The sequence below is a fragment of the Mesorhizobium sp. WSM2561 genome (genome assembly GCF_000513915.1).
GTDB lineage: Bacteria > Pseudomonadota > Alphaproteobacteria > Rhizobiales > Rhizobiaceae > Mesorhizobium > Mesorhizobium muleiense.
In genome coordinates this window covers 23015-41797 of sequence record NZ_AZUX01000025.1, presented here as the reverse complement: position 1 = coordinate 41797, position 18783 = coordinate 23015, and the positions used below count along the sequence as shown (strand labels likewise).

20 protein-coding genes are annotated in these 18783 nt (G+C 63.6%); 10 read left to right on the top strand and 10 right to left on the bottom strand.

What is annotated here, in order from left to right:
* The 8 genes from M727_RS43815 to M727_RS0121125 all read right to left on the bottom strand — a co-directional run bounded on the left by M727_RS43815 (position 1) and on the right by M727_RS0121125 (position 7127).
* Positions 1-1005, bottom strand: coding sequence for a molybdopterin cofactor-binding domain-containing protein (locus M727_RS43815; protein WP_027154342.1), 1005 nt, complete (start codon positions 1003-1005; stop codon positions 1-3).
* Position 1006: 1 nt separating this feature from the next.
* Complete coding sequence (locus M727_RS43810) at positions 1007-2374, bottom strand: xanthine dehydrogenase family protein molybdopterin-binding subunit (protein WP_027154341.1); 1368 nt, start codon at positions 2372-2374, stop codon at positions 1007-1009.
* A gap of 14 nt (positions 2375-2388) precedes the next feature.
* Positions 2389-2871 (bottom strand): (2Fe-2S)-binding protein, encoded by a 483-nt coding sequence (locus M727_RS0121150; protein ID WP_027154340.1) that lies wholly within the window; start codon positions 2869-2871, stop codon positions 2389-2391.
* Positions 2872-2919: 48 nt separating this feature from the next.
* On the bottom strand, positions 2920-3714 hold the full coding sequence (locus tag M727_RS0121145) for an FAD binding domain-containing protein (protein WP_027154339.1): 795 nt from the start codon (positions 3712-3714) through the stop codon (positions 2920-2922).
* Between the two features lie 31 nt (positions 3715-3745).
* Positions 3746-4189 carry an SRPBCC family protein gene (locus M727_RS0121140; protein WP_027154338.1) on the bottom strand — a complete coding sequence of 148 codons (444 nt, stop codon included), beginning with the start codon at positions 4187-4189 and terminating at the stop codon, positions 3746-3748.
* 155 nt (positions 4190-4344) lie between these two features.
* A complete protein-coding gene (locus M727_RS0121135; RefSeq protein WP_027154337.1) occupies positions 4345-5172 on the bottom strand; it encodes an AraC family transcriptional regulator in 828 nt (275 codons plus the stop codon).
* A 175-nt stretch (positions 5173-5347) separates the two neighbouring features.
* Positions 5348-6346 carry an ABC transporter permease gene (locus tag M727_RS0121130; RefSeq protein ID WP_027154336.1) on the bottom strand — a complete coding sequence of 333 codons (999 nt, stop codon included), beginning with the start codon at positions 6344-6346 and terminating at the stop codon, positions 5348-5350.
* Positions 6347-6386: 40 nt separating this feature from the next.
* On the bottom strand, positions 6387-7127 hold the full coding sequence (locus M727_RS0121125; protein ID WP_027154335.1) for an ATP-binding cassette domain-containing protein: 741 nt from the start codon (positions 7125-7127) through the stop codon (positions 6387-6389).
* A gap of 426 nt (positions 7128-7553) precedes the next feature.
* Between M727_RS0121125 and M727_RS0121115 the strand changes: the two genes are divergently transcribed.
* Positions 7554-8543 carry a sugar-binding protein gene (locus tag M727_RS0121115; RefSeq protein WP_027154334.1) on the top strand — a complete coding sequence of 330 codons (990 nt, stop codon included), beginning with the start codon at positions 7554-7556 and terminating at the stop codon, positions 8541-8543.
* A gap of 135 nt (positions 8544-8678) precedes the next feature.
* Positions 8679-9494: a FadR/GntR family transcriptional regulator gene (locus M727_RS0121110; RefSeq protein WP_027154333.1), complete on the top strand. Its 816-nt coding sequence runs from the start codon at positions 8679-8681 to the stop codon at positions 9492-9494.
* Between the two features lie 173 nt (positions 9495-9667).
* Here M727_RS0121110 and M727_RS0121105 read toward each other — a convergent pair whose 3' ends face one another.
* Positions 9668-10606: an NAD(P)-dependent oxidoreductase gene (locus tag M727_RS0121105; RefSeq protein ID WP_027154332.1), complete on the bottom strand. Its 939-nt coding sequence runs from the start codon at positions 10604-10606 to the stop codon at positions 9668-9670.
* Between the two features lie 153 nt (positions 10607-10759).
* On the opposite strand from M727_RS0121105, the gene M727_RS0121100 reads away from it, so the two are divergent.
* Together M727_RS0121100 and M727_RS0121095 are read left to right on the top strand one after the other, a co-directional pair.
* Positions 10760-11656, top strand: a complete 897-nt coding sequence (locus tag M727_RS0121100) for an NAD(P)-dependent oxidoreductase (RefSeq protein ID WP_027154331.1) — start codon at positions 10760-10762, stop codon at positions 11654-11656.
* 102 nt (positions 11657-11758) lie between these two features.
* Entirely contained in the window at positions 11759-12535 is a 777-nt protein-coding gene (locus tag M727_RS0121095) for a FadR/GntR family transcriptional regulator (RefSeq protein WP_027154330.1), read from the top strand.
* Between the two features lie 525 nt (positions 12536-13060).
* Here M727_RS0121095 and M727_RS0121090 read toward each other — a convergent pair.
* Positions 13061-13348: a DUF3175 domain-containing protein gene (locus M727_RS0121090; protein WP_027154329.1), complete on the bottom strand. Its 288-nt coding sequence runs from the start codon at positions 13346-13348 to the stop codon at positions 13061-13063.
* A gap of 178 nt (positions 13349-13526) precedes the next feature.
* Between M727_RS0121090 and M727_RS0121085 the strand changes: the two genes are divergently transcribed.
* The 6 genes from M727_RS0121085 to M727_RS0121060 all read left to right on the top strand — a co-directional run bounded on the left by M727_RS0121085 (position 13527) and on the right by M727_RS0121060 (position 18721).
* A complete protein-coding gene (locus M727_RS0121085) occupies positions 13527-14759 on the top strand; it encodes an MFS transporter (RefSeq protein WP_027154328.1) in 1233 nt (410 codons plus the stop codon).
* A gap of 151 nt (positions 14760-14910) precedes the next feature.
* Positions 14911-15234, top strand: a complete 324-nt coding sequence (locus tag M727_RS0121080; protein ID WP_023798656.1) for a metalloregulator ArsR/SmtB family transcription factor — start codon at positions 14911-14913, stop codon at positions 15232-15234.
* A complete protein-coding gene (locus M727_RS0121075) occupies positions 15231-15641 on the top strand; it encodes an SRPBCC domain-containing protein (RefSeq protein ID WP_027154327.1) in 411 nt (136 codons plus the stop codon). The genes M727_RS0121080 and M727_RS0121075 overlap by 4 nt, the downstream gene beginning before the upstream one ends.
* Positions 15642-15777: 136 nt before the next feature.
* Complete coding sequence (locus tag M727_RS0121070) at positions 15778-15999, top strand: hypothetical protein (RefSeq protein WP_027154326.1); 222 nt, start codon at positions 15778-15780, stop codon at positions 15997-15999.
* A 274-nt stretch (positions 16000-16273) separates the two neighbouring features.
* Positions 16274-17302 (top strand): LacI family DNA-binding transcriptional regulator, encoded by a 1029-nt coding sequence (locus M727_RS0121065; protein WP_027154325.1) that lies wholly within the window; start codon positions 16274-16276, stop codon positions 17300-17302.
* A 294-nt stretch (positions 17303-17596) separates the two neighbouring features.
* Entirely contained in the window at positions 17597-18721 is a 1125-nt protein-coding gene (locus tag M727_RS0121060) for a sugar ABC transporter substrate-binding protein (protein ID WP_027154324.1), read from the top strand.
* Positions 18722-18783 lie beyond the last annotated feature (62 nt).

The following is an 18783-nucleotide window of genomic DNA, read 5'->3' as shown; positions in this document are numbered from 1 at the left end:
TCAGTTCGAGGCTTGCGCCTTCAGCGCCCGCAGGATGCGTTCCGGCGTGATCGGCAGCGTGTCGATGCGCACGCCGACGGCGTCGAAGACCGCGTTGGCGACCGCCGGGATTTGCGGGTTGGCGCACATTTCGCCCGGCCCCTTGGCGCCAAAGGGTCCGTCGGCCGAAGGCCTCTCCAGCACGATGATCTCGGTTTGCGCTAGATCGCCTGGTCCCGGCATCAGATACTGGTTGAAGTCGGTGCCGCCATGATCGCGGTCGGGGTAATATGGTTCCGTCGTCTCGTAGAGCGCGTGGCTGATGCCCATCCACGAGCCGCCGACGAGCTGCTGCTCGACCATTTTCGGGTTCAGCGCGCGGCCGATCTCAAAGACGTTCTTGACCGTCAGCACGGTGACCTCGCCGGTTTCGTCGTCGACCTCGACTTCGACCACCGTGCAGGCATGCGCGTAGCAGGTCGACGGTTTCATCGCGCCGGTTTCTTTCTCGGGATATGAGCGCGGGATCAAGAACATGCCGCGGCCGGAAATCGAGCGGCCGCGCTTGAAATGCGCCGACAGCGCGACATCGAAGATCGAGATCGATCTTTGCGGCGCGCCCTTGACCAGGATGTTGCCCTGGCCGTCGGTCTCGAGGTCCGAGGCGTTCACTTCCAGCTCCTCGGCCGCCACTTCCAGCATGACCTGGCGGGCTTCCCTGGCCGCCTGGATGACGGCGTTGCCGGCGCGGTGGGTGCCACGCGAGGCGAAGGTGCCCATGCAGTGCGGGCCGGTGTCGGTGTCGGCGGTGTCGACGACGACGCGGTCGGTTGGCACGCCGATCGTCTCGGCACAGATCTGCGCCATGATCTGCTTCATCCCCTGGCCGAGATCGACGCTCGACAGCGTCACCATGAAATTGCCGGTCGGCGTCGAATGGACCAGCGCCTGAGTCGGGTCGCCGCCGAGATTCATGCCGGTCGGATAGTTGATCGCGGCGACGCCGCGCCCGCGCCTGATCGCCATTTCAAGCTCCCTTCGCGTAGGACGACATCGCCATGAATTTGTCCGCCACCGGCCAGTTGGCGGCGCGCGAGGCTTCCTGCATGCACTCGATCAGAGCCGCGCACTCGGTCGGCTGGCGGTGCGCCTTCATGTCGCCGTCGCGGTAGGCGTTGATGAAGCGGAATTCTAGCGGGTCCATGCCGATCAGCCGGGCGAGCTTGTCCATCTGCACCTCAAGCGCGAAATCGCCGATGGTGACGCCGAAGCCGCGCATGGCGGAGGAGGGAGTGCGGTTGGTGTAGACGCAGTAGGTGTCGATCCAGACATTCGGGATGGTGTAAGGGCCGGGATAGTGGCCGGCGCCCTTTTGCGCGCCATAGGGCGAATGGCGCGAATAGGCCCCGGCATCGGTGTAGCCGGTGACTTTTCTGGCGACGATGCGGCCATCCTTCATGACGCCGTCCTTGATGACGACCTTTTCGGCGGCGCGCGGCGAGGAAATCTGCATCTCCTCCTCGCGGCTGTAGATGAAGGAGACCGGCCGCCCGGTCAGCTTGGCGCCGAGGATGGCGATCGGCTCGACGATGACGTCGACCTTGCCGCCAAAGCCGCCGCCGACGGTGCCGCCGACGAAATGCAGTCTGTTGCCGGGCATCTGCAGGATGATCGAGGCGTTGTCGAGGGTGAAGAACATCGCCTGCGTATTGGTGTAGCAGGTGAAGCGGTCGTCGCCCTCCGGCGCGACGATGCAGCCGGTCGTCTCGGTCGGCGCGTGTTCGATCGGCGAGGATTGGTAGGTCTGCTCGAGCACGTGGTCGGCGCCGGCGAAACCGGCCTCGACATCGCCGAAGCGCACCTTGCGGCATTCGCCGCTGTCGTAGAGATAGTGATTCCGGCCGTGATATTCGTTGACGACAGGCGCGCCGGGCTTCAGCGCTTCCTCCATGTCGAAGACGGCCGGCAGCACCTCGTAATCGACCTTGACCTTGGCCGCCGCTTCCTGGGCGGCACGTTCGGTCTCGGCCAGCACCGCCACCACCGCCTCGCCCTTCCAGCGCACCTTGCCGTCGGCCAGCACCGTCTCGTCCTCCGGCCCGATCTGGATTAGTATCAGGATGGTGTAGACATTGTGCGGCACGTCCTTGGCGGTCAGGATTTTCACCACGCCCGGATGCTTTTCCGCCTCTGAAGTGTCGACGCTGCGGATGCGGGCGTGATGATGCGGGCTGCGCACCATCTTCAGATGCAGCATGCCTGGAAAATTGCGGTCGGCGAAATAGGCGGTCCTGCCGGTGACATGACCGGGCGAATCGGAGCGCGGCCGTGGCTGGCCGATCTCGTGCAGGTCGTCCGTGCGCTGGTCGGCGAAATAGCTCTTGCGGAGTTCCATTTTTTCGACTCCCCTCAAGCTGCGTTCTGCGAATTGGACCGCGCGGCGGTCAGCACCGCCTGGATGATCGGCTCGTAGCCGGTGCAGCGGCAGATATTGCCCGACAGCGCCTCGACCACCTCGTCGCGGCTGGGGTCCGGCGTGTGATCGAGCAGCACCTTGGCGGCCATGAGCATGCCCGGCGTGCAGAAGCCGCATTGGGTGGCGAAAGCGTCGAGGAAGGCGCGCTGCAAAGGATGCAGCACGCCGCCTTGCGAAAGCCCCGATGTCGTGGTGATCGCCGCACCGTTGCAGGTTTCGGCCAGCGTCAGGCAGGACAGCCGCAATTCGCCGTCGATGATGACCGAACAGGCGCCGCATGTGCCCTGATGGCAGCCGCCCTTCGGCGAGGTGTCGCCGATCTTGTCGCGCAGCGCATTGAGCAGCGTCGTGCCGCTGTCGATGAATTCGGCCTTCTCCGCGCCGTTGAGCGTGAACTGAACCGGGATCTTTGCCATCTTTTACTCCTTGCGCCGCAGCCAGGCGGAGATGTGCGCCATCGGCTTTCAGGCGAGCAAAAGCCGGCCGAGATGGACCGGCAGGACTTCGTTGCGATACCAGGCACTGGCGATCGGATCGGTAATCGGCGAGGTGCCGTCGTTCGCAACTGCCAGCGCCGGCGCGATGCCGTCGCTGGTGAGTATTCTGCCGAGCAGCGCCTTCTCCGCCGCCTTGGCGCGCATCGGCCGGTCGGCCATGCAGCCAAGCGCGATGTGCGCCGATGACACGGTTCCGTCCGGCGCTCGTTCCAGCACGGCGGCGATGCTCAGCACAGAGACGCCCTTCGGCTTGACCCGCGATACTTTCAGGAAGCGAAAGCCGCCTTCCATTGGCAAGCTGAAGCTGACCGAAGTGACGATGGCGTGATTGTCTTCGCGTTTTGCCAGGAAGGTTTCGATCGGCACCTCGCCGTCATCGGTGCCGACGGTTGCGCCCAATGCCAGCAGCGCGACGGTTAAATCGCCATAGGGCGCCGGGGCGAAGAGATTGCCGCCGACGGTCGCCATGTTACGGATCGCCGGGCCGCCGACGGCGCGCGCGGCGCGGGCAAGGGAAGACAGATCCCGGTGACGGGCGATCGCCGCCATGGTCACCGAAGCGCCGATGCGGACCTCCCTGCCGGAAACAGTGATGGCCGACAGCGCCGGTTCGGTCGACCTGATGAGGCCGGAGACCGAAACGTCGCCTTCATTGGCGGCGCGCACGACCAGCGTGCCGCCGCCGAGATAGCGGGTGCCGGCGGCTTTCAGCGCCGCGTTGGCGTCCTTGACCGTCGAGAAAGTCTGCAGTGCAAGCGCCATGGAACGCTCCTTTTTGTGAGCCCCATTCAGCTCAACCCTGGCCGGCGAAATGGGTCTTCAGGGCGTTAAAGCCGCCCTGGAAGACATTGGCGCCCATGCCCTCGGCCAGCTTGTCGGCTTCCTCTGGAGCCGCGTCGAAGCTGGCGGTCCATTCGGCATAGGTGCGGTCGCCATCGGTCACCCGGCGCAGCTGCAGCGTCGCCTGGTGGTTGGTCAGCGGCTGCGGCGTCTCCAGGATGGAGTAGCTGACGAGGAAATTATCGTCGGAGAAGTCGAGCAGCTTCTCGCGGATGCGGGCGCCGCTGGCGAGCTGAAAGTTGCGCACGCAGCCGATCGCTCCGGCGTCCTTGCCGTCCTCGATATGGCTTTCGACCATGCGCGGGTGCCAGCTCGGCAGCCCGTTGAAATCGCGTATGCGCGCCCAGACCTTTTCGACCGGTGCGTCGATGACGCTGGAGACGGTGACTTTCGCCATATGATGCTTCCCTTGCAGATATCTGTGTCGCGAGGGTAGGGCGGCGAGCCCGGCAGCACTTATCAATGCGTCTTGAACGCCTATCAATAAGTCTGAAAAAAACCGGCAATCTGAAAAAAACGGCGGCCTGAAAAAACGGGCAGTCTGAAAATGGCTCAGGAGATGGCCCGTGCCGCCTCGCGATAGAGTGTCGGCGGAACGCCGACATGGTCGCGGAAGAAGCGCGAGAAATTGCCCTGCGTGGTGAAGCCGAGATTGCAGGCGACCGAGATCAGCGGTTCCTGCGACCACTGCAACTGCCGCACCGCTTCCTCCATGCGCAGCGTGTTCCAGTAGACATTGGGCGTCAGATTGGTCTGCTCCTTGAACAGCGCGAAGAAATGCGGCCGCGACAGGCCGACGCTGCGCGCCACCTCGTCGAAGCAGATGCGTTCGCAGACATTGGCCTTCATCAGCTGGATCGCCTTGCGGACACGGAAATCCTGCACGCAGTGGACGCGGGCGCGCGCCACTTGTGGCGCCGAGGCGTCGGCGGCGTCGAGCACGCTGTCGATGAAGCGCTCGATCTCGTAATTGGCGATGTCGTCGATGCTCTCATTGTCGCTGAGATGGTCGAGAAGATTGGCTGCCGCCTTGTGCAGCCACGGCTCCAGCGTGATCGCCGGTGCCGAAAACAGCGGCGCGGTCGACCGCAGGTCGCGGCGCCGGCGCGCCCAGTCCGGATCGATGTAGAAGGCGAGGAACAGGCCGGGCCGGCCGTCGCGGGACAAAGCGTGGCTGTGCGGCTGGAAGGAATTGATACCGGCGGCGGTGCCGGGCCCAAGCCGCACCGTCTCGCGGCCGATGGTCATCTCGCCGGCCGTGCCTTCCAGCCAGATGATGATATGCGCCTCGACATGGGCATGGGTGACGAAGTCGCTGGCGACGTTCAGGACAGAAACATGTCCGAACCGGCCCCAGTAGAGCCTGATCGCTTCCGTCATGGGTATATCCTCCCGCAGGCGACTGGCCTCCCTTCGCCTGCAATCGGGATAGTGCGGCTCAGTCCGGGTCCGCGTCAAGGCGCATGTGCGCGCCTGGCGCACGCCACGCGGCGCACCGGCCGATTTTCAGACTGAGCGATAGCAACGACAACGAATTGCGCGCGTGACCTTCGGCCTATTCGTTGCGCCGGAAATTGCGGAGCCTGTCGAACAGGACCGCCATCAGAATGGCGCCGCCGATGAACACCCCCTGCCAGAAGGCGTTGATGCCGAGCAGGCCAAGGCTGTTGCGGATCACTTCGATCAGCGCCGCGCCGACGACGGCGCCAAAGGCCGTGCCCATGCCGCCGGCCAGGTTGGCGCCGCCGATGACGGTGGCGGCGATGACCTGAAGCTCCATGCCGTTGCCGAGATTGGTGGTGACGGCGCCCAGCCAGCCGGTCTGGATGATGCCGGCAAGACCGGCCGCCAGCGCCGAGATCATGTAGACCGCGACCTTGATCTGGCGCACCGGAACGCCGGTCAGCGTCGCCGCATGTTCGTTGCCGCCGATGGCGAAGATGTGCCGGCCGAATTTCGTCCAGCGCAGGACGAAGCCGGTGATCAGCGCCAGCACGATCATGTAGAGCACCGGATTGGCGATGCCGAACACAAAGGCGCCGCCGCCCAGCGCCAGAAGCTTGTCGTGGTCGGGCCCGAACTGGAAGACGACGGTGTTGTTGGAGGCGACCATGGCCAGGCTGCGGGCGATCGACAGCATGCCGAGCGTCACCACGAACGGCGGAAAGCCGAGATAGGCGATCAGGATGCCGTTGAAGGCGCCGATGATCAGCGCCGTCGCGATCGCAGCGGCAATGCCGACCTCGATACCGAAGCCGGCATGCATGGTCACCGCGAGCACCATCGAACACAGGCAAAGCACCGAGCCGACCGACAGGTCGATGCCGCCGGTGATGATGACGAAGGTCATGCCGAGCGCGACGATGGCGACGAAGGTGATGTTGCGGGTGATGTTGTAGAGGTTCTTCGTCGTGGCGAAGGAATCGGTGGCGACGGACAGGAACAGGCAGGCGAGGATGACAGCGATCACCACCCAGAAGGTCTGGCTGGCAAACACTCTGGTCAGCAAAGTGTGCTGTTTCTGTGCGATCGTCTGGTCAAGAGTTACTGCCATCGTCGACCTTTATCTGCTTGCGTGGTGAAACCGGCTGGCATCAAACCTGTTCGATGGCGCCGGTGATGAGCCCGGTGACTTCCTCGGGCGAACTCGACGCGATCGTCTTGTCGGCGACCTTGCGGCCGCGCCGCATGACGATGACGCGGTCGGCAACGTCAAAGACGTCGGGCATGCGGTGGCTGATCAGCACGACGGCAATGCCCTGGTCGCGCAGATGGCGGATCAGGTTCAGCACCTCGGCCACCTGCCGGACCGAGATCGCCGCCGTCGGCTCGTCCATCAGCACGATCTTGGCCTGCGAAAGCATGGTGCGGGCGATCGCCACCGCCTGGCGCTGGCCGCCCGACATCTGCTTGACCAAATCGCGCGGGCGGGTTTCGGATTTCAACACGGCAAAAATCTGGCCGGCGCGCTTGTACATCGCGGCGTAGTCGAGGATGCGAAACGGCCCGACGCCGCGGCGCAGCTCGCGGCCGAGATAGACATTGGCGGCCGCCGTCAGATTGTTGCACAGCGCCAGATCCTGATGGACGATCTCGATGCCGTGCTGGCGCGCCTCCACCGGCTTGTGCAGGATCAGTTCCTTGCCGTCCATCTGCATCGTGCCATGGCTCGGGCGGAAATTGCCGGCGATCATCTTGACCAGCGTCGACTTGCCGGCGCCGTTGTCGCCCATCAGCCCGACCACCTGTCCGGCCTCGATCGAAAGCGAAACGTCGTTGACGGCCTGGATGGCGCCGAAATGTTTTGAGATGTTGGCGAGTTCGAGAACCGGCACCAGACTGCTTCCTCCGTGTGTTCGGCCTGCGGTCCTGCCGCGGCCTCGCTCTTCCCAACTCCTCCCGGGAACCGCGCTTTGGCCCATTTACGCATATGCCCCCTTGCCGTCAACAGCGGCTTCTTTCGAAAAATCCGTTTTGTAGGACAAATAGCAATTGACGTCCGTCGCAAGCCGATATTAGCTAGACGTCGGAGGAGATTATGCCGATCTCCTGCCCCGGTTCGCTGGGGCTGAGCAGGCGGAGGTTTATCGGTCGAGGATCTGGCAGCGTCCCTATCGCGCTGGTCTGCAACCGCATCTGGAAATTCTTATCGGCCCGGCTTGACGACACGAGCGCTCGCGAAACGAACCTCTGTCATCGCGCATCCGGGCTGGTCTGTGTGGCGGGCACGCCGTGTCCGTCTGTTTCAAGGGAGGACTGAAATGAGGAAGTCACTATTGCTCGCTGCCGTCGCCATGCTGGCGTTGGGCGCCGGGCCGGCCATGGCCAAGAAGCAACTCGTCATCGTGGTCAAGGGGCTCGACAATCCGTTCTTCGAGGCCATCAACCAGGGTTGCCAGAAATGGAACAAGGAAAACGCCGACTCGGAGTATGAGTGCTTCTACACCGGTCCGGCATCGACCTCGGACGAAGCCGGCGAAGCCCAGATCGTCCAGGACATGCTGAGCAAGCCGGACACGGTGGCGATGGCGATTTCGCCGTCCAACGCACCGCTGATCGCGCAGACGATCAAGAGCGCCAATCCGTCGATCCCGATCATGACGCTCGACGCCGACCTCAGCAAGGAAGATGCGGCGCTGCGCAAGACCTATCTCGGCACCGACAACTACCTGATGGGCTACAAGATCGGCGAGTATATCAAGAAGGGCAAGCCGGATGGTGGCAAGATCTGCACCATTGAAGGCAATCCGGCGGCTGACAACATCCTGCGCCGCGCCCAGGGCATGCGCGACGCGCTTTCAGGCCAGAAGGATCTCCCGGCGCTCAAGGGCGAGGGCGGCTGGACCGAGGTCGCCGGCTGCCCGGTGTTCACCAATGACGACGGCGCCAAGGGCGTGCAGGCGATGACCGATATCCTCGCCGCCAATCCCGACCTCGATGCCTTCGGCATCATGGGCGGCTGGCCGCTGTTCGGCGCGCCGCAGCCCTATCGCGACCTGTTCAAGCCGATGGCCGACAAGATCGCCAAGAACGAGTTCGTCATCGGCGCCGCCGATACGATCGGCGACGAAGTGGCCATTGCCAAGGAGGGCCTGGTGACCGCGCTGGTCGGCCAGCGGCCGTTCGAGATGGGCTACAAGGCGCCCTCGGTGATGATCGACCTGGTTGAAGGCAAGCCTGTCGCCGATCCGGTCTTCACCGGTCTCGACGAGTGCACCAAGGATACGGTCGATACCTGCATCCAGAAGTAGGTTCGCAGTTTTCGGGGCGTCCGCTCGACGGGCGCCCCGTCACGCCGGTTCACGAAAATCTGCGAGGTGACGTGGCTGGGGCGAACCGCTCCTGCTTTGCCGCGCATTGAGTTCAGCTTGTGCCGGGGAACATGGATGTCGGACGCCAGATCGAAAAAGCCACTTACTACCGTCAAGGCACGGGCCACAGTCAAGGCACGGGCCAAGGTCAAGGCGCCGCTCGGCCGCCCGGCCGGCGCCCGCCGGACCGACGCGGCGCTGATCCCCGGATCGAGCGTGCATGCGTCGCTGGCCAACGAGATCGGCCTCAGAATCGTGCGCGGCGACTATCCGCCGGGAACCATCCTGCCCAATGAAGCCAAATGGTCCGAGACTTTCGACGTCAGCCGCTCGGCGGTGCGCGAAGCGATAAAAATGCTGATGGCCAAGAGCCTTTTGGCCTCACGCCCCAAGATTGGCAGCTGGGTCGAGCCGAAAGAGCGCTGGAACCTGCTCGATCGCGACGTGCTGGCCTGGTATGCGACGGCGCCCGATCGCGAAATGTTCCTGCGCACCGTCCAGGAGTTCCGTCACATCATCGAGCCGGAAGCCAGCGCCTTTGCGGCGATCCGGCGCAGCGACGAGCAGATGGCCGAGATCAGCCAGGCCTGCAGGGAGATGGGCGAGGCGGCGACATTGCCGGAGCGCACCCGCGCCGACACGCGTTTTCACCTGGCTATCCTGCGCGCCTCGGGCAACGACCTGCTGGTGCCGCTGGGCGTGCTGATCGAATCGGCGCTCGATCATCTCTTCGTTTTCGTCACGCGCGAAACCAGCGACCAGCCTCGGGCGCAGGCGCTGCATGAGGCGATCGAGAAGAACATTCGCCTCCGGCGGCCGGCGGCAGCCCGCACCGCGGTGCACAGGCTGCTCGCCAACACCGACGAGGTTATCGGGCGGTCGCGGCGGTGATTCATACGCCTTTCCTTCTCCCCTTGTGGGAGAAGGTGGATTGGCGCGCAGCGCCAAGACGGTTGAGGGGTGTTGGAAGAAATGAGGCGTTGGCGTTCCCTGGAACACCCCTCATCCGTCCTCGCTTCGCGAGGCCACCTTCTCCCACAAGGGGAGAAGGGACGGCGGAAGCCTCAAATCGTCTGTTTCTTCCCATCCTTCGTCGGCGTCAAATCGACGCCGTTGACCTTGCCGATATGTGTCGCCAGCATCGGCACATATTGATCGACCGGCCCGGCGGCGAATGCGCCGGCGAAGGCGTTCTTGGTGGCGTTGCCGAGCGGGTTGGCGATGCCGGCGGCACCGGCCATCGATTCGAGATAGGTGAGGTCCTTGAAGGCGTTGGCGATGGTGAATTTGTGCGCATCGCGGTCGCCTTCAAGCGTCCAGCGCATAAAAGTCTGGTAGAAGCCGCAATCCATGCGGCCGTTGCGGATGACGCTGTCGAAGCGCGGCGGCGAGATGCCGACTTTTTCGGCCAGCGCCAGCGCCTCGGAATAGATCGCCGCATAGCCCAGCGAGATGAAATTATTGAGCAGCTTCATACGGTGGCCGTCGCCGGTGTCACCGATATGGACGATACGTCCGGCCCAGGTGTCGAGCACTGGCTTCAACCGGGCAAACACCGCGTCGGATGCACCGACCATGGCGTCGAGCGTGCCTTCCCAGGCCTCCTTCGGGGTGCGGCTGAGCGGGGCATCGACATAGTCGACGCCGAGCCCCTTGAGTTCGGCGGCAAGCGCCACCGTCGAGGTCGGGTCGGAGGTCGAGCAATCGACGACCACCGAACCCTGCTTCAGGCCCTCCTTGAGGCCGCCCGGCCCGCGGATGATGGCCTCGACCTCGCGCGAGCCGGTGACGCAGATGAAGACGATATCGGATGCCACCGCCACCTCGCGCGAGGTCGCGGCTTCCTTCGCACCGCGGCCAAGCAGGTCTTGCGCCGGCGCGCGGTTCTTGCGGCCGAGAAACGTAAGGGAATAGCCCTTGTCGACGATGTTCTTCGCGATCCCGTGTCCCATCAAGCCAAGGCCGATAAAGCCGATCTTTTCGCTCGCGGCGGTGGTGTTCATGTCGTGTAATCCCTGTTGCGGTCTCGATGATGGCGCCGCCCTTCGGCAGGCGAATTGTTGAAGCAGGTTTTTGCCGCAAGCGGTTGGCAGACGATTGCAGAGTTAGATATTGTCTGACAATACACATGTATTCCAGGGAATGTGGAGAGCAAAATGACGAAGCGGATCATGTTCACCGGCGGCAGCGGCAAGGCCGGGCGTCATGTCGTGCAGTATCTGGTCGAGCAGGGCTGCCAGGTGCTCAACATCGACACCAAGCCGCTCGACAATCCCAAGGTGCGCACCTTGATCACCGACATCACCGACAGCGGACAGGTGTTCAATGCGCTGTCGAGCTATATGGGCCTGCATGAATTCGACCCGTCGCTGCGCGCGCAGCCGGTCGACGCCGTGGTGCACTTCGCAGCGATCCCACGCATCATGATCACGCCCGACAACGAGGTGTTCCGCATCAACGCGCTCGGCACCTACAATGTCATCGAGGCGGCGGTGAAACTCGGCATCCGCAAGGTGGTGATCGCCTCCAGCGAGACGACCTATGGGCTGGTCTTCGCCAACGAGCCGCGCGACCCGACGCATTTCCCGCTCGACGAGGACTACGACGTCGATCCAATGGACAGCTATGCGCTGTCGAAGATCGTCAACGAGAAGACGGCGCGCGCCTTCGCGCTGCGCAGCGGCATCGACATCTACGCCTTGCGCATCGGCAACGTCATCGATCCGCATGAATATTCCCTGTTCCCGAAATGGTTCGCCGATCCAGGTTTCCGCAAGCGGATCGCCTGGAGCTATATCGATGCGCGCGACCTCGGCCAGATCACGCTGCGCGCCATCGAGAAGGACGAGCTCGGCTATCAGGTGTTCAACGCCGCCAATGACGACACCTCGTCCGACCTGCCGACGGCCGAACTGTTGAAGCGGTTTTATCCCGGCGTGCCGGTCAAGGTTGAGCTCGGCGAATACGAGACGCTGCTTTCGAACCGCAAGGCGCGGGATATGCTCGGCTTCCGCCCGGAACACAGCTGGCGGAAATACGTCAGGACGGCATGACGAGGCCGCTGCCTCCCGGCTGGTCTGTGCACAGAAGCAGGCTTTGCCGCCCGAGGCTGTTCCGGTGCTTGACAGCTTTCGCAATCCGGACTTTGTGAACGCATGCGGGACGGCAAGCCGAATAAGCGAAATACACCGGCCAAGGCGGCGTCCGCCGAGCGCCCGGCTGCCGTTCGCCGTGCCGATACGGCGCGCATGCCTGGGGCGAGCGTGCATGCGTCGCTGGCCAACGAAATCGGTCTCAGGATCGTGCGCGGCGACTATCCGCCGGGAACCATCCTGCCCAACGAGGCCAAATGGTCCGAGACTTTCGACGTCAGCCGCTCGGCGGTGCGCGAAGCGATAAAAATGCTGATGGCCAAGAGCCTTTTGGCGTCGCGTCCAAAGATCGGCAGCTGGGTCGAGCCGAAAGAGCGCTGGAACCTGCTCGACCGCGACGTGCTGGCCTGGTACGCGACCTCGCCCGACCGCGAGGTGTTCCTGAAGACGGTGCAGGAGTTCCGCCACATCATCGAGCCGGAAGCGACCGCCTTTGCTGCGATGCGGCGCACAGACGAGCAGATGGCCGAGATCAGCCGGGCCTGCCGGGAGATGGGCGCGGCGGCGACGCTGCAGGAGCGGACCCGTGCCGACACCCGTTTTCATCTGGCGATCCTGCGCGCCTCCGGCAACGACCTCCTGGTGCCGCTCGGCGTGCTGATCGAATCGGCGTTCGATCATCTGTTTGCCTATACGACGCGGGAACTGGACGATCTGCAGCACGCGCAGAAGCTGCACGAGGCGATCGAAAAGAACATCCGCCTGCAGCGGCCGGATGCGGCACGCAACGCGGTGCGCAAGCTGTTGGCCAATACAGATAGCGTCATCAAGTCGCGCTGAAAAGCGCGCCGGACCACTGCAGCGCTTCATCTCGAGCTTTCTTCGCCGTTCGCAATCTCGCCGTCCGCAATCTCCCCGTTCGCAATCGCCGCCGGGCCACAGCCGCCAATCTCCAAGATTTGAGATTAGCCGCAGGGTCCCATGCCTTCGTCATCCTGGGGCGAAGCAAGGAGCGAAGCGACGCCGCGCAGACCCCAGGATCCATGCCGTTACCTTGGAGCACTGCTGCGGTGCGGGACCTTTGATCGCGGAGGGACAGCGCCCCCTCTGTCCTGCCGGACATCTCCCCACAAGGAGGGAGATTGGCTTCATCACTGATTTCGCCAATCACCAACCTTGCGGACGCTGTCCGCGAAGCTGCCGATCTCCCCCAAGTGGGGGAGATGTCGAGTCTTGGCAAAGAGGGCAGGACAGAGGGGGGCGCGAAGGATCGCTACAGAGCGCTTTTATTCTGAGCCGTTGCATTCTTCGGCGGCTGTCACGGAATGGCTCCCAGCGTCTGCGCCGCCTCGCTTGGCTCCTTGCTCACTGTTCTCTCGGGCGCCCAAACGCGGCGCGCAGTTCGTTTTTGGCATCCTCCAGCACTTTCTTCTGCTTGGCCGGCAGGTTCGTGCCGGCGCGGTTGATGTAAAAATTCAGCATCGACATGGCGGACTGGAACGGCTCGCCCTTGCGCCGGTCGCTGTGCTCGGCCGATCGCTTCAACGAGGCTGCGATCTTCCTGGGGTCGTGGGATTCGAAGATATGGTCCTCGAGGTCGAGCGCATCGCTGTGCTCGGTGACCTCGGCCGACCATTTCCTTTTCGCGGTCATGACAAGCTCCTTCCATTGCTAAGTCTGATGAAAAACTCCGGGACGGCGGCCACGTTCCACTCCAGCTCAAATCCCTGGAGCCACGGAATTGCGCGATGTGGCGCTGCACGGCGCCGCCAATGTCCCGATAGTGGTGTCGAACCCGTCGACTTGCGCACAACCGCGGACAGGAAACGCCTTGACCACAACCGCCTCCAGCCAGGCCAGCAGCCCCGGCATAGACAGCGCCTATGCCTGGCTGCGGCTCGGCATCTCGATGCTGCTGGCGACGATCGGCGGTGTCGGCATGTGGGCGGTGGTCGTGGTGCTGCCCGCCATGCAGGCCGAATTCGGCGTCGATCGCGCCGCCGCTTCGACGCCCTATACCGCGACCATGATCGGCTTCGCCGTCGGCAATGTGCTGGTTGGCCGCGCCATCGACCGCATCGGCTACTGGATACCGGCGCTCATTGCCTCGGTGACGCTCGGTACCGGGTTCCTGCTGGCGTCGCTGACCACTTCGATCCTGCAGTTCACCCTTGTCCAGGGACTTTTGATCGGCGTCGGCACGTCGGCGATTTTCGGGCCGCTGATCGCCGACATCTCGCACTGGTTCAACCGCCGCCGCGGCGTCGCGGTGACGGCTGCCGCCGCCGGCAGCTATCTCGCCGGGGTGATCTGGCCGTTGGCAATGCCCTACGTCATACAGAGCGAGGGCTGGCGCTTCACCTATGCCGCGATCGGCGTCGTCTGCCTCGCCACCATGCTGCCGCTGATCATGCTGCTCAGGCGCGGCGCACCACATGCCGCCGCTCCCGGTTCATCTGGCAGCCGGCCGGTCCAGCCGATCACGCTGTCACCGGCAGCGCTGCAGGTGTTGCTCGTCGTCGCCGGCCTTGGCTGCTGCGTGGCGATGTCGATGCCGCAGGTCCATATCGTCGCCTATTGCATGGATCTCGGCTACGGCGTGGCGCGCGGCGCCGACATGCTGTCGATCATGATGGCGGCGGGCGTCGTCAGCCGGCTGGCGTCCGGCTTCCTTGCCGATCGCATCGGCGGCGTGAAAACCCTGCTGATCGGCTCGGTGCTGCAAGCCCTGTCGCTGCTGTTCTACATCCCCTTCGACGGGCTCGCGTCGCTTTACGTCGTCTCGCTGGTCTTCGGCCTGTCGCAGGGCGGCATCGTGCCTTGCTATGCCATCATCGTGCGCGAATACATGCCCGCCAAAGAGGCCGGCCAGCGCGTCGGCATCGTAATCATGGCAACCATCTTCGGCATGGCAATCGGCGGCTGGATGTCGGGCTGGATCTACGATCTGACCGGCTCCTACGCCGCCGCGTTCCTCAACGGCATCGCCTGGAACCTGCTGAACATAGCGGCCATGGTGCTGCTGCTGTGGAAGGCACGGCGCAGCGCCGCGGCGATGGCCTGAGCACCTTCCCCGCTGGCCTGCCCCTGGCCGGAGCGATGGAAGAGACATAGCGGTGGCCCCTGTGACGCGGATGCCGGCCACGTTCCTGCTTGACTATCACATATCTCGGCGGTTATTGGTTTCCAATAGCCAGAGAGTTATCGATCGCCATATGTCACAGCCCCACGAGATCCTCTTCAAAACGCTTGCCGATCCGACGCGACGGGCCATCTTCGAGCGGCTGTGTCGCGACGGCGACCAGACCGTCGCGGCCCTGACCGCTCGGGCCGGGGTCTCGCAACCGGCCGTGTCAAAGCATCTTGGGGTGCTGAAGCAGGCCGGGTTGGTGCGCGATCGCCACGAAGGCCGCAACACGCACTACAGCGCGGAGCTTGGCGCCCTGGCGCCGCTGATCGACTGGACAAACCAAATGGCTGGGTTCTGGCAAAGCCGGTTCGATAACCTCGAAGATCTGCTCAAAAGGATGGACCAATGACCAATACCGAGACCGAAACGCGCGCCGTCATTGTTGAACGGGAGGTCGCTTTTCCGCCGGAAAAGATCTGGCGCGCGCTCACCCAATCACATTTGATCGAGGAGTGGCTGATGAAGAACGATTTCAAGCCAGACGAGGGGCACCGTTTCAATCTGAGCGCGGACTGGGGGACGGTCGACTGTCAGGTCCAGGCAGTCGAGCCCAACAAGACGCTGTCTTACACGTGGGATACCAAGGATCTCAGGAGCGTCGTCACGTGGACGCTCACCCCTACGAGCACGGGGACCCATCTGCGCATGGAGCAGTTGGGCTTCCGGCCGGATCAGCAGCAGTACTATCAGGGCGCCCAACACGGGTGGCAGCGGTTCTTTGCGAACCTGGAGCAGGTCCTGTCGCGGATAGAATAGCCGTGCCGGCGCCATAGGCATCTGCGCGCGAAACGCAATGCCCAACAAGAAATCTGTCAACGAAACAAGGTAGCAAGAAAGGCCCGCCAAGCGGGTCGACCGATCCGCTTCAACTCGTCTTCAGAGGAGGTCCCAAATGAACTGGAACACGTGGATTCGGCAGTTCCACCGCTGGCTGTCGATCATTTTTACGGCGGTCGTCGCTGCCATCTTCATCACCCTGGGGGTAGGTGTCGAGCCCGCCTACTGGGTATATCTCATGCCGCTGATCCCGCTCGGCTTGCTCATGCTCAGCGGTCTCTATCTGTTCGCGTTGCCCTATGCCACGAGGTGGCGCAGCGGACGACGCACGGCGTAGAAGTCTGAGCACGGTGGACGACAAGACGCCCGCTCACCACCCACAGCCGAAATTCAAACAGTGGCGCTACCCGAGTTTGGGGTAGCTGTGCTGGCACTGTCTTGGCCGGTTCGCTTGACAATGGGGTAAGGCTGCGCGACGCCAGACGGGTGCGGCAAGTAGGGTGCGGCAAGTCGGGTGCGGCAAGTCGGGTTGGCATGGCGACAGTGGCAAAGACGCTGAACAGCATTTCGCGGCCGCGCTTCGGCGAGGGCGCCGCGTTCGGGACGAGGCTATGACCAAACCGCGCTCGCGCCGCGGCGGCGGCCGTCCGACGATCGCCGATGTCGCGCGCAAGGCCGGCGTCGGCGCCATCACCGTCTCCCGCGCCTTGCGCGAGCCGGGGCGCGTTTCGGAGGATCTGCGCCACCAGATCCGGGCTGCTGTCGATGAGCTCGGCTATCTGCCCGACCCGAATGCGCGAGCGTTGGCTTCGGCGCGCGCCGAGGTCTTTGGCGTGCTGGTGCCGTCGCTCACCAACAGCGTCTTTGCCGAAGTGCTGCGCGGCATCTATGACAGCCTGTCGGACAGCTCCTACCGCATCCAGTTCGGCAACACACATTATTCCGGCCTCGAGGAGGAACGGCTGCTGCAGGTGTTCGGCCCGCAGCGCCCGGCGGCGCTGATCGTGGCGGGCATCGACCAGACGGCAATTTCGCGAAGACTGCTCGAGACGGCCGGCTGCCCAGTGGTGCAGGTCATGGAGACCGGGCCCGATCCGGTCGACATGATGGTCGGCTTCTCGCATTTCGACGGCGGCAGGGCGGCGACTGAGCACATGATCGAAATGGGCTATCGCCGCATCGGCTTCATCGGCGCGCGCATGGACCCGCGCTCGCAGCGGCGGCTGGCCGGCTATCGCGCGGCGATGGAGGCGGCCGGCCTGTTCGACGCGCGGCTTGTCACCACCACGCCAGTGCCGTCCAGCGTGACGCTCGGGCGCGAATTGTTTCGCGACGCGCTGGCCAAGATGCCGACGCTGGACGGGGTTTTCTGCAACAATGACGACATCGCGCTCGGCGCGCTGTTCGAGTGCCACCGCGCCTCGATCGCCGTGCCGAAGACGATCGGCATCGCAGGCTTCAACGATCTCGACATGATGGAAGTGGCTTTCCCCTCCGTCACCAGCGTCCGGACGCCTCGCTACGAGATCGGCCGGCTGTCAGTCGCCATGGCGCTCGCGGCGATTGCAGGCAAGCGGTCGCAACAACCGGTCGTCGATCTCGGCTTCGAACTCAAGTGTCGTGAGAGCACTGCCCGCTGAAAGCGCTTGCAGGCATCGCGAAATGCCGCTTTACCCTACGTCATGGTAGCGCTACCAGTTATTTCCAGGCGAAAGCTCGCGAAACAGCGAAGTCTGTTTATTATATATAAGCGACAGCTGATGCTTGTTTATTATGTATAATATGATAGTTTTTATTCCGGTTTACTGAGCCACGAGGGAGGAGATCGGGTTGGCATTCGGCCACCCTGAAAGCGCGACGGCAAGGCAGGAGGTGCCGAGCCAGGCACGCGAGACGCGTAGAACAATCAGAAACTGCAACTGGGAGGAATATCGATGATCAAGTCACTCGTAGGTGGCGTCGTCGCCGCCACTGCATTCGTCATGCTGAGTTCGTCGGCGCTCGCCGAACCCGAAATCGTCGCAGGCCCATCCGCCGAGCCGGAATGCTTCGCGCCATGGGCCGCCGACACGCAGTTCTTCAAGTTCCCCAAGAAGGAAGGCCCGTACCGCATCGCGCTCGCCAATGGCTACATCGCCAACACCTGGCGCATCCAGATGGTGCAGACGGCAAAAGCCTATGCGGCGCAGCCGGAGGTCGCGGCCAAACTCAAGGAATTCAAGGTCGTCTCGACCGGCGAAGACGTGCCGGCGCAGATTTCGGCGATCAACAATTTCATCGATTCCGGCTATGACGCGATCGTCGTCAATGCGCAGAATCCGACGGCGTTCGGTCCGGTCATCAAGCGTGCCAAGCAAGCCGGCGTCGTGCTGGTCGCCTTCGACAACATCCTCGACACCAAGGACGCCATCAACGTCAATGTCGACCAGAAAGGCCTTGGCGAATTGTGGGCCAACTGGCTGATCAAGCATATCCCCAATGGCGGCAAGCTCCTCGAGGTGCGCGGCGTTGCCGGCACGTCGGTCGACACCGACCGCCACAACGGCATCCATGAGGCCCTCGACGCTTCAGGCAAGAAGTGGGAGGTCACCGAAGTCGTCGGCAAATGGGACGACGGCGTCGCGCAAAAGGCTACGGCCGACGCGATCGCCACCAACGGTCCCTTCGACGGCGTCACCGGGCAGGGCGGCGACACCGGCATCGTCCAAGCGATGATCGACGCCAAGCATCCGTTCGTGCCGTTCGGCGGCGAAACGGAGAATGGCTTCCGCAAATTCTGCGCCAAGTTTGCCTCAGAAGGGCTGAAATGCTCGTCGGCCGGAACCGGACCCGCCCAGGTGGCGGTCGCCATCAAGACGGCGATCGCCGCGCTCGAAGGCCAGGTCGTCCCGCAGGCGGTGAAGCTGCCGCTGGCGATCGTCGAGGATCCGAACTTCAAGGAGGGCGAGGACTATTTCCCCGACCAGTCCGACAATTTCTTCGTCGGCAACTCCTTCCCGACCTGCGGCATCAATTTCACCGCGCAGGAAATCATGGGCCAGAGCAAGGAGAACCAGTAGGCTGATCGCTCGGCGCCGCGGGATATTCCGCGGCGCCGGTCCCGGTGAACAAGCGCCTTGGG